Source organism: Nocardioides agri, from assembly GCF_013778305.1.
In the GTDB taxonomy this organism is placed as follows: domain Bacteria; phylum Actinomycetota; class Actinomycetes; order Propionibacteriales; family Nocardioidaceae; genus Nocardioides; species Nocardioides agri.
Genome location: NZ_JACEIC010000002.1, coordinates 3,243,522 through 3,259,682, shown reverse-complemented (window position 1 = coordinate 3,259,682; position 16,161 = coordinate 3,243,522). Strand labels below are relative to the sequence as shown.

General features: G+C 72.2%; 12 protein-coding genes. 4 read left to right on the top strand and 8 right to left on the bottom strand.

What is annotated here, in order from left to right:
* Window positions 1-8: 8 nt before the first annotated feature.
* The gene (locus HZF07_RS20360) at window positions 9-4,877 is read right to left on the bottom strand and encodes an NAD-glutamate dehydrogenase (protein WP_181645435.1); all 4,869 of its coding nucleotides are present in this window, start codon (window positions 4,875-4,877) and stop codon (window positions 9-11) included.
* An 80-nt stretch (window positions 4,878-4,957) separates the two neighbouring features.
* On the bottom strand, window positions 4,958-5,776 hold the full coding sequence (locus HZF07_RS20355; protein ID WP_157344135.1) for a tryptophan 2,3-dioxygenase: 819 nt from the start codon (window positions 5,774-5,776) through the stop codon (window positions 4,958-4,960).
* 212 nt (window positions 5,777-5,988) lie between these two features.
* On the opposite strand from HZF07_RS20355, the gene HZF07_RS20350 reads away from it, so the two are divergent.
* Entirely contained in the window at window positions 5,989-6,465 is a 477-nt protein-coding gene (locus HZF07_RS20350; protein ID WP_157344133.1) for a DUF2505 domain-containing protein, read from the top strand.
* On the opposite strand, the gene HZF07_RS20345 is transcribed toward HZF07_RS20350, so the two are convergent.
* Window positions 6,450-6,596, bottom strand: coding sequence for a hypothetical protein (locus tag HZF07_RS20345; protein WP_157344131.1), 147 nt, complete (start codon window positions 6,594-6,596; stop codon window positions 6,450-6,452). The genes HZF07_RS20350 and HZF07_RS20345 overlap by 16 nt on opposite strands.
* Before the next feature lie 4 nt (window positions 6,597-6,600).
* A complete protein-coding gene (gene pruA, locus HZF07_RS20340; RefSeq protein ID WP_157344129.1) occupies window positions 6,601-8,229 on the bottom strand; it encodes an L-glutamate gamma-semialdehyde dehydrogenase in 1,629 nt (542 codons plus the stop codon).
* Between the two features lie 150 nt (window positions 8,230-8,379).
* On the opposite strand from pruA, the gene helR reads away from it, so the two are divergent.
* The gene (gene helR / locus HZF07_RS20335) at window positions 8,380-10,515 is read left to right on the top strand and encodes an RNA polymerase recycling motor ATPase HelR (RefSeq protein WP_157344127.1); all 2,136 of its coding nucleotides are present in this window, start codon (window positions 8,380-8,382) and stop codon (window positions 10,513-10,515) included.
* Here the strand turns inward: helR and HZF07_RS20330 are convergent.
* Both HZF07_RS20330 and HZF07_RS20325 read right to left on the bottom strand, forming a co-directional pair.
* The gene (locus HZF07_RS20330) at window positions 10,512-10,856 is read right to left on the bottom strand and encodes a DUF6912 family protein (protein WP_181645434.1); all 345 of its coding nucleotides are present in this window, start codon (window positions 10,854-10,856) and stop codon (window positions 10,512-10,514) included. The genes helR and HZF07_RS20330 overlap by 4 nt on opposite strands.
* Window positions 10,853-12,298 carry a WS/DGAT/MGAT family O-acyltransferase gene (locus HZF07_RS20325; protein WP_157344125.1) on the bottom strand — a complete coding sequence of 482 codons (1,446 nt, stop codon included), beginning with the start codon at window positions 12,296-12,298 and terminating at the stop codon, window positions 10,853-10,855. Before HZF07_RS20325 ends, HZF07_RS20330 begins: the two co-directional genes overlap by 4 nt.
* 87 nt (window positions 12,299-12,385) lie before the next feature.
* Here HZF07_RS20325 and HZF07_RS20320 point away from each other — a divergent pair, with 87 nt between their 5' ends.
* The gene (locus tag HZF07_RS20320; protein WP_157344124.1) at window positions 12,386-12,754 is read left to right on the top strand and encodes a hypothetical protein; all 369 of its coding nucleotides are present in this window, start codon (window positions 12,386-12,388) and stop codon (window positions 12,752-12,754) included.
* A 9-nt stretch (window positions 12,755-12,763) separates the two neighbouring features.
* Entirely contained in the window at window positions 12,764-14,092 is a 1,329-nt protein-coding gene (locus HZF07_RS20315; protein WP_157344122.1) for a hypothetical protein, read from the top strand.
* Between the two features lie 13 nt (window positions 14,093-14,105).
* Here HZF07_RS20315 and HZF07_RS20310 read toward each other — a convergent pair whose 3' ends face one another.
* Window positions 14,106-14,888, bottom strand: coding sequence for a hypothetical protein (locus tag HZF07_RS20310; RefSeq protein ID WP_157344120.1), 783 nt, complete (start codon window positions 14,886-14,888; stop codon window positions 14,106-14,108).
* A gap of 52 nt (window positions 14,889-14,940) precedes the next feature.
* Window positions 14,941-16,158 (bottom strand): AAA family ATPase, encoded by a 1,218-nt coding sequence (locus HZF07_RS20305; protein ID WP_157344115.1) that lies wholly within the window; start codon window positions 16,156-16,158, stop codon window positions 14,941-14,943.
* Window positions 16,159-16,161 lie beyond the last annotated feature (3 nt).

Genomic DNA, 16,161 nt, shown 5'->3' with positions numbered 1-16,161 from the left:
CGAGGGACTCAGCCGACGGAGAGCAGGTTGCGCACCACCCTCAGCCCGACGGAGAGCCGGGCCAGGTCGGCCTGCTCGTCGGTGCAGATCTCCTCGAGGGTCTCGGCGGCTCGCGGCACGACCACCTGGTTGGCCCGCTCCCAGGCCGCGATCCGCTCGGGCGCGGGAGCGTCGGCGTCCGTGGTGGCGAGCACCTCGGCGGTGAGCTCGGCGTGCACGGAGTGCAGGTCGTCGCGCAGGGCCGCGCGCGCCATCGTCTGCCAGCGGTCGGCGCGCGGCAGCGCCAGGATGCGCTGCACGAGAGCGGGCAGCCCGAGCCGCTCGCCGAGGGCGAAGTGGACGCGAGCGACCGTGGCCGGGTCGAGGTCCGCGCGCCGCGCGACCTCGATGATGCCGAGCAGCATGTAGGCGGGCGGCAGGACGGCGACCCGCGACGCCAGGTCCTCCGGCACACCCGCGGACTCCAGCGACTCCTTGCGCTGGGCGTACGCCGCCAGCTCGCGGCCGCTCATCAGCTCCGGCAGCGCCGCCATCGTCTCCTGCACCGGCCCGGAGAAGAGGTCGACCGTCGCCTGGCTGTCGAGCGGTGGGCGGCGGTTGGTCACCAGCCACCGCGAGGCGCGCTCGACGAGGGTGCGCATCTCCAGGCGCATCCGGGTCTGGACCGTCGCCGTCAGCTTGTTGTCGAAGGTCATCAGCGTCTTGCGGAGGTCGAGCGAGCCGAAGATCTCCCGGGCGACGAAGTTGGCCCGGGTGAGCTCGCCGGCGCTGGCGCCGGTCTCGCCCGCGAGCCGCGGCCAGTAGGTCATGCCCGCGCCGTTGACGAGGTCGTTGACCACCTGGGTCACGATGATCTGCCTCCGAAGCGGGTGCTCGCCGACCTGCCGCTCGAAGCCGGTCCGGACCGCTGTCGGGAAGTAGGCGCGCAGGTCGAGGTCGAGGTACGGGTCGTCCGGGAGGTCGGACTCCAGCAGCTCCTGGGCGAGCACGATCTTCGTCCAGGCCAGCAGCACCGACAGCTCCGGAGCCGACAGCCCCTCGCCGTTGTCGGCGCGCCGCGCGATCTCCTGGGACGACGGCAGGCCCTCGAGCGCCCGGTCGAGGAACCCGTCGCGCTCCAGCCGGCGGATCCACTCCTCGTGCACGTGCAGCATCGACGGGGCATGGTCGATGGCGTTCGCGAGCGCGAGGTTCTGCTCGTAGTTGTCGCGCAGCACGAGGTGCGCGACCTCGTCGGTCATCTCCGCGAGCAGCTTGTTGCGCTGCTTCTCGGTGAGGTCGCCGTCGGCCACCACCCGGTCGAGGAGGATCTTGAGGTTGACCTCGTGGTCGGAGGTGTCCACGCCCGCCGAGTTGTCGATGAAGTCGGTGTTGAGGCGGCCCCCCTCGCCCGACCCGCCGGTGCGCGCGTACTCGATGCGGCCCAGCTGGGTGAGGCCGAGGTTGCCGCCCTCGCCGATGCAGCGTGCCCGCACCTCGCCGCCGTCGACCCGGATGCCGTCGTTGGCCTTGTCGCCGACGTCGACGTGGGTCTCGGTCGACGCCTTGACGTAGGTCCCGATGCCGCCGTTCCAGAGCAGGTCGACCGGCGCCCGCAGGATCGCGCTCATCAGCTCGGCCGGTGTCATCGCCTCGACGCCGGCGTCGATGCCGAGCGCCTCGCGGACCGCGTCGTTGAGCGGGATCCGCTTCAGCTGACGCGAGTAGACGCCACCGCCCTCGGAGATCAGCGCCTTGTCGTAGTCCTGCCAGCTCGACCGCGGCAGCTCGAAGAGCCGCTTCCGCTCGGCGTACGACGTGGCCGGGTCGGGGTGCGGGTCCAGGAAGATGTCGCGGTGGTCGAACGCGGCGACCAGCAGCGTGTGCTCGGAGCAGAGCAGGCCGTTGCCGAAGACGTCGCCGGACATGTCGCCGATGCCGACGCAGGTGAAGTCCTCGGTCTGGCAGTCGATGCCGCGCTCCCGGAAGTGTCGCTGGACCGACACCCACGCACCGCGGGCGGTGATGCCCATCGCCTTGTGGTCGTAGCCGACCGAGCCGCCGCTCGCGAACGCGTCGCCCAGCCAGAAGCCGTAGTCCTTCGCCACGCCGTTGGCGATGTCGGAGAACGTCGCCGTGCCCTTGTCGGCGGCGACGACGAGGTAGGTGTCGTCACCGTCGAGCCGCACCACGTCGCGCGGCGGCACCGTCTCGCCGTCGACGAGGTTGTCGGTGATGTCGAGCAGCCCGGAGATGAAGGTCTTGTAGCAGGCGACGCCCTCGGCCAGCCACGCGTCGCGGTCGCTCGGGTCCGGGAGCTGCTTGCAGAAGAACGCGCCCTTCGCACCGACCGGCACGATGACGGTGTTCTTGACCATCTGCGCCTTGACCAGGCCCAGCACCTCGGTGCGGAAGTCGTCGCGTCGGTCGGACCAGCGCAGGCCGCCGCGGGCGACGGCGCCGAACCGCAGGTGCGACCCCTCGACGCGCGGCGAGTACACGAAGATCTCGTACTTCGGCCGCGGCGCGGGGAGGTCCGGGATCGCGTCCGGCTCCAGCTTCAGCGAGATGTAGGCCTTCGGGCCGCCGTCGGCGGCCGGCTGGAAGTAGTTGGTGCGCAGCGTGGCGCGGATCAGGGTGAGGTAGGACCGCAGGATCCGGTCGTGGTCGAGGCTGGCGACGTCGTCGAGCGCGCGCAGGATCCGCTGCTCGATGCCGTCCTCCCGGCCGCGCTCGGCTGCCGGGTCGAAGCGCGCCTCGAACAGCTTCACCAGCAGCCGGGTGATGTCGACGTTGCCGCGCAGCGCGCCCTCGATGTAGTCGAGCGCGAACGGCGAGTTCCCCTGGCGCATGTACTTCGCGTACGCCCGCAGCAGCGTCGCCTGTCGCCAGCTCAGGCCGGCGGCGAGCACCAGGCCGTTGAAGCCGTCGATCTCGTTGAAGCCCTCCCAGACCGCGCGGATGGCGTCCTGGAAGAGCGTGCGCGACGACTCGGCCAGCGTGCCGGCGTACCGCAGCCCGAACTCGTAGATGTAGGTCGGCCGGTCGAGGTCGTCGAGCTCGTAGGGTCGCTCGTCGACGACCTCCACGCCCATCGACGAGAGCGTGGGCAGGATCTGCGACAGCGAGAGCGGCGCCCCGATGCGGAAGACCTTGAGCCTGGCCTCGCCGCGGCCCGCGTCGAGGTCCTCGTAGAGGGACAGGTCGATCCCGTTGCCGTCGTCGCCGACGTGGACGGACTCGAGCCGGCCGAGGTCCGCGGAGGCGATCCGGGGCGAGAAGTCCTCCTTGTAGGCCTCCGGGAACGACGCGTGGTAGCGCCTGGCCAGCACCGCGCCGACCTGCTCGCCGTACCCGGAGATCACGGCGGTGGTGAAGTCGTCGCGCCAGGAGCGGGACGCCTCGGCCATCCGGCGCTCGAGGTCCGCGGTGTCGACCTCGTGGATCGCCGCGCCCTTGGGCGGGTGCACGACGAAGTGCACGCGGGCCGTCGTCGACTCGGTCAGCCGGACCGTGAACTCGACGGACTCGCCCCCGAGCCGGTCGCGGAGGATCTCGGAGAACTTCTCGCGGACCGCGGTGTTGTACCGGTCCCGGGGCAGGTAGACGAGCACGGAGACGTAGCGACCGTAGGTGTCGCGGCGGATGAAGAGCCGCAGCTGCCGGCGCTCCCGGGCGTGCATCGCCTGCTCGGCCATCGGCGCGAGCTCGTCGACGGAGGTGTGGAAGAGCTCGTCGCGCGGGTAGGTCTCCAATGTGTCCATGAGGGCCTTGCCGTCATGGCTCATCGGCTCGAAGCCGATCCGCTTCAGCACCGCGGCCGCACGCTCGCGCAGCAGCGGGATCCGGGTCAGGGACTCGGTGTAGGCGGCGCTGGAGTAGAGCCCGAGGAACCGGCGCTCGCCGACGACCTCGCCGTTCTCGAAGCGCTTCACGCCGACGTAGTCGAGGTAGGCCGGCCGGTGCACCGTCGAGCGGGAGTTGGCCTTGGTGAGCACGAGCAGCGTCTTCTCGCGGGCCTTCGCGGCCGCCGCCTCGGGGAGCCGGCCGGAGGTCGCCGCCATGTCCTGGTCGGCGCGCAGGATGCCGAGGCCGGTGCCGGCGACGCCCCGGAGGTGCTCGTGCCCGTCGTGCTGCTCGAGCTGGTACTCGCGGTAGCCGAGGAAGGTGAAGTGGTCGTCGGCGAGCCACTTGAGGAGGTCGCGGGCCTGCTGCACCTCGGCCGGGTCGACGCCGGCCGGCGGGTCGCTCCTGAGCTCGGCGACGATCTGCTCGACCTGGGTGTGCATCTTGCCCCAGTCCTCGACGGACTCGCGCACGTCGCGCAGCACCCGCTGGATGGCGTCCTCGATCGCGGCGACGTCCTCGCCCTCGGGGATGCGGTCGATCTCCACGTGCATCCAGGACTCGCGGACACCCTCACCCTCGTCGACCCCGGCGTCGCCGACCGCCACCGCCCGCACCTCGCGGAGCGTGCCGGTGATGTCGCGGACCACGTCGAAGAGCGGGTGGATGACCAGGTGCACCTCGTGCAGCTGGCGGGAGAGCTCCATCGTCAGGGAGTCGACGAGGAAGGGCATGTCGTCGACGACCACCTCGACGACCGAGTGCCCGTCGGCCGACCAGCCCTGGTCGCTCGGACCGGGCGTGAAGACGCGGACCCGGGCGGTGCCCTGCGGCCGCTCGGTCGCGAGTCGGTAGTGCGAGGCGAAGGCGCCGTAGATGTCCAGGTCGGACCGGTCGGCGATGTCCTCGACCGCGACCCGCCGGAAGTAGGCGCGCAGGAGGCCGTCGACCTCGTCGTGCGGTGGCCCCCCGCTCCCCCTGCCGGACCGGGCCAGATCGATGGCACTCGAGAGGAGGGTGGACTTGTCCGATTCATGCGTCGCCGTTGACACGCTCCCGACACTAGATCCCGCACATGGCTACCGGCCAGTCGGCCCCTCGTCTCGGGGTGTTGCCGTCGGCGACGGCGGCCTCACAGCTCGCTGCGCAGCTCCCACAGCACCGGGTAGTACTGCATCGGCACGCGGGAGCGGAGGTAGGTCGCGCCGCTCGAGCCGCCGGTGCCGGACTTGGCGCCGATCATCCGCTCGACCATGACGACGTGTCGTGCGCGCCAGCTCGCCGCGAGCTCGTCGTGCTGCAGCAGCGCCTCCGCCAGCGCCCAGACCACGGCGTACTGGTCCCGGTCGTGCGCGGCCGTGCGCAGCGACGCCGTGATGTCCTCGTCGGTCTCGGCCGCGAGCCCGAAGGACCGCAGCACGGCGAGGAACGCGTCCCACAGCGTCGGCTCGGCGAGCCGCGCGTCCAGGCGCTCCCGCTCACCGCTGGTGATGCCCTTGAACCGCTGCAGGTACGCCGCGTCCTTGGCGCCCGAGAGGAACTCGAGCTCGCGGTACTGCACCGACTGGAAGCCGCTCGCGGGCGCCAGCCGCTGCCGGAACTCGAGGAAGTCCTGCGGCGTCATCGTCTCCAGCACGTCGACCTGCTGGACCAGCACCCGCTCGATCACGTGCACCCGTGCCAGCAGGTGCTGCGCCCACCACAGCCGCCCGCCGCCGGTCCCGGCGAGCATCGCGTCCCGCGCGGCGACCACCTCGTGCAGCAGCTGCTTGAACCAGAGCTCGTAGACCTGGTGGATCGTGATGAACAGCAGCTCGTCGTGCGCCGGCGGGTCCGACTCGAGGTGCTGCGCGTCGAGCAGGTCCGGCAGGCGGAGATAGCTGCCGTACGTCAGCTGCGCCCCCTGCTCCCCGAAGGAGACGAAGTTCTCGGCGGCGGACTGGTCGGTCATGGTGTGAGGGTACGACCGGTCCTCCTCGGCGTTCGCGGCGGTGGGTCGGCGCCGGGGTGGTGGCGCCGCGGTTTCATCAAGGGATGAGGGTGGAACCTCGCCTCCCTCGGCGAGCTCGCCGGGAGAAGCGCGGCTTCGACGTCATCCCTTGATGAAACCGCGCTACGTCACCCCCACAGAGACCCGGACGGCACCCCGGCATGATGGGGCGCATGCACTTCACCCACACGATGACCTACGACGCGTCGCTGGCCGAGGTGGGGGCGATGCTCGACGACCCGGCGTACCGCGACCGGGTGATCGTCGCGCAGAAGTCGATCGAGGGGACGGCGACGTTCGAGCAGGTCGGCGACAGGGTCGTGGTGGTCGTCGACGTGGTCCAGCCGGCCGACGACATCCCCGGCTTCGCCCGGAAGTTCGTGGGCAACCGGATCAACGTCGTCCAGCGCGAGGAGTGGACCAGCGCCGACCACGCCGACCTGCACGTCACCATCCCGGGCAGGCCCGGGCAGATGGTGGGCAGCATCGAGCTCACCGAGGCCGGCGGCGTCACGACGGAGACCGTCGACTGCGAGATCACCGTGCACATCCCGCTGGTGGGCGGCAAGCTCGAGAGGCTGATCGGCGACCTGCTCCTCAAGGCGCTGAGGGCCGAGGAGCAGGTCGCCCGCGACTACCTGTCCCGCTGATCCTCGGCCGCGTCCTGGCGGCGGCGGTGCAGGACCACCGCGCCGAGCACGACGAACGGGCCGAACGCCAGGGCCAGCGTCAGCGCCTGCTCGACGGGGTGCAGGGCACCCAGGTGCAGCGGAATGATCATCGGCTCAGCCGAGGTAGGGGTAGCGGTAGTCCGTCGGCGGGACGAACGTCTCCTTGATCGACCGCGGGCTGGTCCACCTCAGCAGGTTGACCGCCGCACCGGCCTTGTCGTTGGTGCCGGAGGCGCGGCCGCCGCCGAACGGCTGCTGCCCCACGACGGCGCCGGTCGGCTTGTCGTTGATGTAGAAGTTGCCGGCCGCGAACCGCAGCTCGCGCTGGGCCCACGCGATCGCGCGCCGGTCCTGGGCGATGATCGAGCCGGTCAGCGCGTACGGCGCGATCGACTCCATGCCGCGCACGACCCGCTCGAAGTCGGCGTCGTCGTAGACGTGCACCGCGAGGATCGGGCCGAAGTACTCGGTCGTGAACATCTCGTCGGTGGGGTCACCGCCCTCGACGACCGTCGGGTGCACGAACCAGCCGACCTTGCCGTCGGTCTTGCCGCCGACCAGGATCTCCAGCTTGCGCTGGCGCTTGGCCCGCTCGATCGCCTTCTTGTGCTTGGCGAACGCCCGGTCGTCGATGACCGCACCCATGAAGTTCGAGAAGTCCGTCGGGTCGCCGATGGTGATCGACTCGATCTCGGAGATCAGCGAGTCCTTCATCCTGTTCCAGACCGAGCGGGCGACGTACGCCCGTGACGCGGCCGAGCACTTCTGGCCCTGGAACTCGAAGGCACCGCGGATCATCGCGGTGCGCACCACGTCGGGGTCGGCCGAGGGGTGAGCGACGATGAAGTCCTTGCCGCCGGTCTCGCCCACGATCCGCGGGTAGGAGCGGTACGACGCGATGTTCTCGCCGACCGTGCGCCACAGGTGCTGGAAGGTCGGCGTCGAGCCGGTGAAGTGGATGCCGGCGAGGTCCGGGTGCGCAAGCGCGATCTCGGAGACCTCGAGCCCGTCGCCCGGGAGCATGTTGATGACGCCCGGCGGCAGGCCGGCCTCCTCCAGCAGCTCCATCGTCAGCGACGCGGCGAGCTGCTGGGTGGGCGACGGCTTCCAGATCACCGTGTTGCCCATCAGCGCAGGGGCGGTGGGCAGGTTGCCGGCGATCGCGGTGAAGTTGAACGGCGTGATCGCGTAGACGAAGCCCTCGAGCGGGCGGTGGTCGGTGCGGTTCCACACGCCGGGGCTGTTGGCGATCGGCTGGTCCGACAGGATCTCGCGGGCGTAGTGGACGTTGTAGCGCCAGAAGTCGATGAGCTCGCAGGCGGCGTCGATCTCGGCCTGGAACGGCGTCTTCGACTGGCCGAGCACGGTGGCGGCGTTGAGGCGCTGGCGCCAGGGGCCGGCCAGGAGGTCCGCGGCCTTGAGCAGGATCGCGGCGCGGTCGTCGAAGTCCATCGCGCGCCACTCGGGGGCGGCGTCCGCGGCGGCCTTGATCGCGGCTCGCGCGTCGGCCCGGGTGGAGTTCTTCAGCGTGCCCAGCACGTGCTGGTGGTCGTGCGGCTGCACGACGTCGATCTCGGCACCGCCGCCGGCCTTCCAGCGGCCGTTGATGTAGGCGCGCAGGTTCTTCTGCCGCTTCTCGAGCTTGCCGATCTCGACGGCCAGGGCCTCCCGTTCGGGGGTGCCCGGCGCGTAGGTCAGGTTCGGCTCGTTGGTGGGAGCCGGAGGCGTGGTGACAGCGTCCATGCCTGCGATGCTCTCACTGCGCCGTCACGGGCCTCAAACCAGCGTGCCCCCACGAACGACGAAGGAGGAGCAGGGCTCCTCCACTTCCAAGGTATAGCCGAGTGGGGGCCTTGCGGCAAGGCCCCTGTGCAGCCTCACAATCGCTCACTGATGACGCCCTACGCCAGTGCCGCCTTCGCCCTTCCCGCCGACCTCGCCCACAAGGCCGATCCGGCCCTGATCTCCGCCGACGAGCGGCACTTCGCCGCCATCGCCGACGCGCTCGACCGCGCGATCGCCGACCTGTCCGAGCGTCTCGACGACGTGCGCCACGAGACCGGCGGGGAGGGCCAGGCCGCGCTCGACCGTGACCAGGAGGTCCATCGCCTGACCGCGCGGCTGCGCACCCTGCGCCGCTACGGGCTCGACCTCTGCCTCGGCCACATGGTCCCCGCGGAGGGCGGCGAGCCGGCGTACGTCGGGCGGCTCGGCCTGAGCGACGGCGCCGGACGGCGTCTGCTGCTGGACTGGCGCTCGCCGGCCGCCGAGCCGTTCTTCGGCGCGACCCACGCCCACCCGATGGGGCTGGCCAGCCGGCGCCGCTACCGCTGGACCGGCGGCCGCGTCAGCGACTACTGGGACGAGGTGTTCTCCACCGACGAGCTCGCCGCGCACTCCGCGGCGCTCGACGACCAGTCCGCGTTCATCGCCAGCCTCGGCAGCACCCGGTCCCCACGGATGCGCGACGTGCTCGGCACCATCCAGGCCGACCAGGACGCGATCATCCGGGCCGGGTCGCGGGGCGCGCTCGTCGTCGACGGCGGCCCGGGCACCGGCAAGACCGTCGTGGCGCTGCACCGCACGGCGTACCTGCTCTACGCCGACCCGCGGCTGGGCCACCGGCGCGGTGGGGTGCTCTTCGTCGGGCCGCACCAGCCCTACCTCGCCTACGTCTCCGACGTCCTGCCCAGCCTCGGCGAGGAGGGCGTGCGCACGTGCACGCTGCGCGACCTGGTGCCCGGCGGCACCGGCTTCCCCGACGAGACGGACCCGGCGGTGGCCCGGCTCAAGGCCGACGCGCGGCTGGTCGCCGCGGTCGAGCCGGCCGTCCGGCTCTACGAGGAGCGGCCGACCGACGGCATGGAGGTCGAGACGCCGTACGCCGACGTGTGGCTGAGCCCCGACGACTGGACCGAGGCGTTCGAGGCGGCCGCCCCGGGGGTGCCGCACAACGTCGCGCGCGACGACGTGTGGGACGCCCTGCTCACGATCCTCACCGACAAGGTCGACGACGAGGACGTGCCGGTCGACCAGCTCCGCCGGGCGCTCGCTCGCAACGAGGAGCTCGTCGACGCCTTCGACCGCGCCTGGACGGTCGTCGATCCCGAGGACCTGGTCGGCGACCTGTGGTCGGTCCCGGCCTACCTGCGCCGGTGCGCGCCGTGGCTCACCCCCGACGAGGTCCGGACCCTCCAGCGCGGCGACCCGCACGCCTGGACGACGTCCGACCTGCCACTGCTCGACGCCGCCCGGCAGCGGCTCGGTGACCCGCAGGCGTCCCGCCGGAGGCGCCGGCGCGAGGCGGCGCTGGCCGCCGCGGCCGAGGAGATGGACCGGGTCGTCGACCACCTCGTCGCCACCGACGACACCGAGATGAAGGTCATGTCGATGCTGCGCGTCGCCGACCTCCAGCACGCGCTGGTCGACGAGTCCGCGGTGCCGGCGGCCGACCCCGACCTCCTTGCGGGGCCGTTCGCCCACGTGGTGGTCGACGAGGCGCAGGAGCTCACCGACGCCGAGTGGCAGATGGTGCTCAGCCGCTGTCCGTCGCGCAGCCTGACGATCGTCGGCGATCGCGCGCAGGCGCGGCACGGCTTCACCGAGTCCTGGGCGGAGCGGCTGGCGCGGGTGGGCCTGGGGCGGGTGACCCAGATGACGCTGACGATCAACTACCGCACGCCGGCCGAGGTGATGGCCGAGGCCGAGCCGGTGATCCGGGCGGCGGTCCCGGACGCCAACGTCCCGACCTCGGTCCGCAGCAGCGGGATCCCCGTCGCGCACGGAGCCACCGCCGAGCTCCACCACGTCCTGGAGGCCTGGCTGGCCGAGCACGCCGAGGGCACGGCCTGCGTGATCGGTGCACCCGAGCTGCCGGACACCGCACGGGTGCGGTCGCTGACGCCGGAGCTCGCCAAGGGACTGGAGTTCGACCTCGTCGTGCTCGTGGACCCCGAGAGGTTGACCGCCGTCGACCGGTACGTCGCGATGACGCGTGCCACGCAGCGACTGGTCGTCCTGACGACCTAGAGGAGGTGCGGGATCTCCTGCACGCCGAACCAGCCCAGGTCGTCGTCGGGGTCGGCGTCCACCGGCCGGTCCTCGACGTCGGCGTGCACGGCCGCCCACCGGGCGCGCGGCACCCGGTCCCCCACCGCCGGCTCCTGGGCGACGTCGACGACCAGCACCACGCGCCGGCCGGGGCCGGCCACCAGCTCCGCCGAGGCGTCGGCGGCGGTCATCAGCGCGGCGTACTCCTGCTCCTCGGAGTCGTCGGGCGCGAGGACGACGTCGTCGGTGACGACCACCTCGCCGGTCGACTCCGCGTCGGCGAGCGCGGCGAGGGTCAGCGGGAGGTAGGCGCGGGTCACGGCTGGTCCGTCTTCTTCTTGCGGCGACCGCGCGGTGCGCGCGTCCGTCCCCCGGATGCCGAGTCGAGGAGCTCGTCGAGCGCCTCGGTCAGGCACGGCCCGAGCAGGTCGGCGTCCGGCAGCAGGTCGCGGTCGGCGTTGATGCCGTAGAACACCCCACCGTCGTACGACGTCACGCCGATCGCGAGCGGGCGCTGCTCGTAGAGCGGCGGCACGGGGTAGGTGGCGACCATCCGGGCGCCGGCGGCGTACAGCGGCGTCTGCGGGCCGGGCACGTTGGTGACGCACAGCTGGTAGCCGCCGCGGCGCTCCGCGCCCGCCACCCGGGCACCGAGCGCGTGGAACGTGGCCGGGGCGAAGCCGGACATGCCGGCGAGCCGCGAGGCCGGGATGCCGCGGCCGGTCTCCTTGTGGGCGACGAAGGAGTAGGACACCTGGTGCAGCCGCACCACCGGGCTGGACTCCCAGACCGGGAGGTCGACGAAGTGGGCGGTGATCTGGCTGCCGAGCGACGTCGGCTCGAGCTCGTCGTCCAGCACCGAGACCGGGACCAGCGCACGCACCTGCCGGATGCGGCGCATCGACTCGCCCCGCGACATCAGCCACGCCCGCAGTGCGCCGGTGACGGTGGCGAGGACGACGTCATTGATGGAGCCGCCGTGCGCCTCCCGGACCTTGCGGTGGGCGGCGAGCTCGGTGCGCACGGTCACCACGCGCCGCTGCTGCGAGAGCGGGCCGATGATCGGCGAGTCGGCGTGCGGCGTGCGGTTGGCGAGCGCGTCCAGCACGTGGCCGGTCGCGCGCAGGCTCGCGGAGGCGCCCCGGAGCACTGCGCCGGTGCCGGCGCGGACGGTGTCGACGACGGTGTCGGTCGTCGTGACGGAGTCGCGGACGGCGTCGGCCACGAGCGCGAACGGCGACGGTCGCCCTGCGGCGAGCCAGTCGTCCGGTTCCATCGGCCTGACCTCGGGCGTCTTGTCGAGCAGCACCTGGCCGATGTCGACGGTGTGGACGCCGTCGACGAGCACGTGGTGGGACTTCGTCAGCAGCGCGAACCGGCCACCGTCGAGACCCTCCACGACGTAGATCTCCCACAGCGGCCGGTTGCGGTCGAGCGGCCGGGAGACGATCCGCGAGACCAGCTCACGGAGCTGGTCGAGGGTGCCCGGCCGCGGCAGCGCCGACCGACGCACGTGGTAGCCGATGTCGAAGTTCGGGTCGTCGACCCAGACCGGGTTGGCGATCCGGCCCGGCACCGGCTGGATGCGCTGCCGGTAGCGGGGCACGAACGCGATCCGGTCCTGCACGAGGCGGACCAGCCGGCCGTAGTCGAAGCCGTCGGGCCCGGGCTCGAAGATCTCGACGGTCGCGTTGTGCATGGGCGTCGACGGGGACTCCTCGGCCAGCAAGGCCAGGTCCCGCGGTCGCAGCCGCTCGCTCATCCGCCACCCCTTCGTACCGACGGTTGGTCCGTCATGGGATTCTGGCAGACGTCTGCCCGCCGAGAACGCCGACGTGAAGGATGCCCCATGCGCCGTACGCTCGCAGCCGTGGCCGTAGCCCTGGCCACGCTCACCCTCGCCACCGCGTGCGGTGACGAGGAGAAGCCGTCCTCGGACGGTGGGTCCCAGGACCCGAAGGTCATCGAGGTCACCTTCGACGGCGACTCGGTGACGCCGAACGGCGACCGCATCGAGGTCGGCACCGGGCAGGACGTCGAGCTGCGGATCACCGCCGACGAGGGTGGCGAGATCCACGTGCACTCCGACCCCGAGCAGGAGATCGAGTACCCGGCCGGCGACTCCACGCAGACCATCGACGGCATCGACAAGCCCGGCACCGTCGACGTCGAGTCGCACTCGCTGGAGAAGATCATCGTCCAGCTCGAGGTCCAGTAGGCCCTGGAGTTGTCGACCGACGGCTTCAACCTCGCCCACGGGATCGGCGGGGCCAAGGACCTGCCCATCTCGCCCGAGCTCGCGATCGCCGGCGCCACCGCCGCGCTCGTCATCTCCTTCACGGTGCTCGCCGTCGCCTGGCGCACCCCGCGGTACGACGCCGCGACCAGCGGCCGGCCCGCACCGGCCTGGCTGACCGGCATCGTCGACTCGACCTGGTGGCGGGTGCTGTGGCGGGCCTTCGGCTTCGCGCTCTTCCTGTACGTCGGGGTCGCGGCCATCTTCGGCGAGGACCTGGTCATCAACCCGGTCTTCGGTGTGTTCTACGTGTGGTGGTGGGTCGGCCTGGTGCCGCTCTCCCTGCTCTTCGGCCCGGTGTGGAAGGCGATCAGCCCGGTCCGCACGATCAACCTGGCGTTCGCGAAGATCTCCGGCAGCGACCCCGACACCGGCCTGTTCACCTATCCCGAGCGGCTCGGGCACTGGCCCGCCGCGCTGGGCCTCTACGCGTTCGTCTGGATCGAGCTCGTCTACCCCTACTCGACCGAGCTCGGACCGGTGCGGCTGTGGGTGGCGGCGTACGTCGCGGTCATGCTGGTCGGCGGCGCGCTCTTCGGCAACGCCTTCTACGTGCGCGCGGACCCCTTCGAGGTCTACTCGACGCTCGTGTCGCGCCTCTCGGTGTGGGGGCGCCGGGACGGACAGCTCGTGGTCCGCAGCCCGCTCGCCAACCTGGACGCCACGCCGGTGCGGCCCGGGCTGGTGGCGGTCGTCGCGGTCCTGTTCGGCAGCACGGGGTTCGACTCGTTCAAGGACTCGGCCACCTGGATCAAGTTCGTCCAGGGGGAGGACCTCAGCAGCTATCTCGCCAACAACCTCGCCCTGCTCGCCTTCTGCCTCGGCGTCGGCGCCATCTTCGCCGCCGGCACGATGCTCACCGGCCTCGGCGACGACCTGCGCCGCCGCGAGCTGCCGAACCTCTTCGCCCACTCCGTCGTGCCGATCGTGGTCGGCTACGTCGTCGCGCACTACCTCCGCTACTTCGTCGAGGTCGGGCAGCTGACGCTGATCCAGCTCAGTGACCCCTTGAGCAACGGCAGCAACCTGCTGGGCACCGGCAACTGGGAGGTCAACTACTGGCTGGGCTACCACCCGACGCTGCTCGCCAACGTCAAGGTGCTCGCCGTGGTCGCGGGCCACGTGCTCGGCGTGATCGCGGCCCACGACCGGGCCATCAAGATCCTGCCGCCGCGGCACCAGCTCACCGGCCAGCTGCCGCTGCTGCTCGCGATGGTCGCCTTCACCGTCGGCGGGCTCTACCTGCTGTTCTCGTCCTAGCCGGACGCGGGAGTCAGTAGGCCGCCGGCCCGGCGGAGATCCCGGCGAGCCACGGCTCGCTGGCGACGCGCACCAGGTCCTCCTCGGCGACGTCGGCGAGGATGACCGCCGCCGCCCGGAGGCGGATCGCCCGGAAGACCGGGCTGTTGCGCACGGTCGTGCTCGGCACCGTCGTGATGCGGGTGACCATGCGCAGCGCGATGTGGCGGCCGGTCACGTCTGCGGTGGCGAGGAGGGATGCGGCGATGCCGTCCCAGTGCTCCGCGGGCCGGCCGCCCCACGCGTCGGCGACCGCGTCGACCCGATCCGCGCTGCCGGTGAGGTCGGCGACGCCCTGCAGGACGTCGAGCACCTCGTCGCACCGCGGTCCGAAGCCGAGCTCGGACTCCGGTCCGACGAGCGCGCGCAGCGGCCGCAGCGTCTCGGCGACGACGCTCGGCGAGAGCCACCGGTCGAGGTGCAGCACGGTCGCGATGTCGCAGAGCGCGTCGACGCCACCGCGCTGCTCCCGGTCCAGGCCGGAGTGGAGCTCGCGGTAGAACTGCACCAGGGCGGCGCGCACGCGGATCTGGGAGACCAGCACGTCCGGTGGCGCCCCGGCGGGCAGCACGGTCGGGCTGACGGGTCCGCGCATCGAGCCGAGGATGCCGAGCTCGGTGCGCGACATGCGGGTCAGGAGTGCGGGGACGACCGACGTCAGGGTCGCCGAGACCGACGGCGTACGCCGCCCGCTCGGGGAGAGCAGCCGCGACTCCATCTCGGCGGCTGCCGGCTCCAGGTCATCGAGTTCCCACACGTAGGACTTTCGGCAGGTTCGGTCCCGCCCTGAGTGATCCGGGACCCCCGTCTCACCTGACGGCGGGCACGAGGTCGTCGACCAGGCGGGCGACCGCGCGCGTGAGGTCGGACTCGCCCGTCTCGACGAGCGAGCGGCCGGCGACCAGCGCGCGGTCGACGGCGACCTGGTCGTCGGGGAGGAAGTGGATCGCGGCGGGCCGCGCGAACCCCGAGACCATCGCGACGATCTCCCGCTCGCTCCACCCCAGCGAAGGGCGCATCCGGTTGACCACGATCCGTGCCGGCGTGGTGTGCCAGCGGTCGCGCAGGTCGACGAGGCAGCGCGCCAGCCGGGACAGCCCCACGGGGTCGGCGGCGCCGACCACGACGATCTCGTCGGCGCCGTCGAGCGCCTCGACGGTCGTCTGGTGCCGCCCGGGCCGGCCACCGAGGTCGGGCACCGGGCTCTCCTCGACGCTGGCGCCGGTGTCGACCACGACCTCGGCCTGGCCGCGGGCCAGGTCGAGCAGGTGGGCGACGGAGCCGCTGCGCACCTCGGTCCACCGGTCGGGCCGCGGCAGCCCGGTGACCACGGAGAGGTGCTGGTCGAGCCCGCGCTGCACGGACCCGAGCCGCTCGGCGAGCTGCCCGGCCCCGTCGAGCCGCACCGCGGCCAGCAGGCCGGACACCTCGTCGAGGACGCCGAGCATCTGCGCCACGCTGCCGCCGCACGGGTCGGCGTCGACCAGGACCGCGCGACGTCGGCGCCGTGCGATCTCGGCCGCGATCGCGCAGGCGACGGTGCTCCGGCCCCCACCGGCGGACCCCCAGACGGTCACCACGCGGCCGGGGACCGGACGCGGACCGGCGACGCCCGGCGGGCCGTCCGGGGCGGGCGCGTCCGGCCGGCGTACGACGGTGGGCGGGCCGCTCGACGAGCAGAGCTCGTCGGTGAGGGTGTCGAGGCGGTCGTCGGTCACGACGGCTGGGATGCCGATCCGGCCGGCCCGCAGTCGCCCGCCGTCGAGGGTCGCGCCGCCGGAGGCCACCGCCACGGCGCGGACGCCGTGGGCGCGCAGGTGGTCGACCGCGCTGCGGTCGAGGCCGGGGGCGTCGATGCCGACGACCGCAGCGTCCGCCTGGCCCGCGGTCGCGGCCGCCAGCAGCTCGTCGATGTCGACGCACCGCTTGAGCAGCACGATCCGGTGGTCGTCGGTCAGGAGCCGAAGCGCCTCGGGCTCCCACGCCGCGCCGGAGGCGACGATGAGGACGACGACGCGGTCCGGCACGGC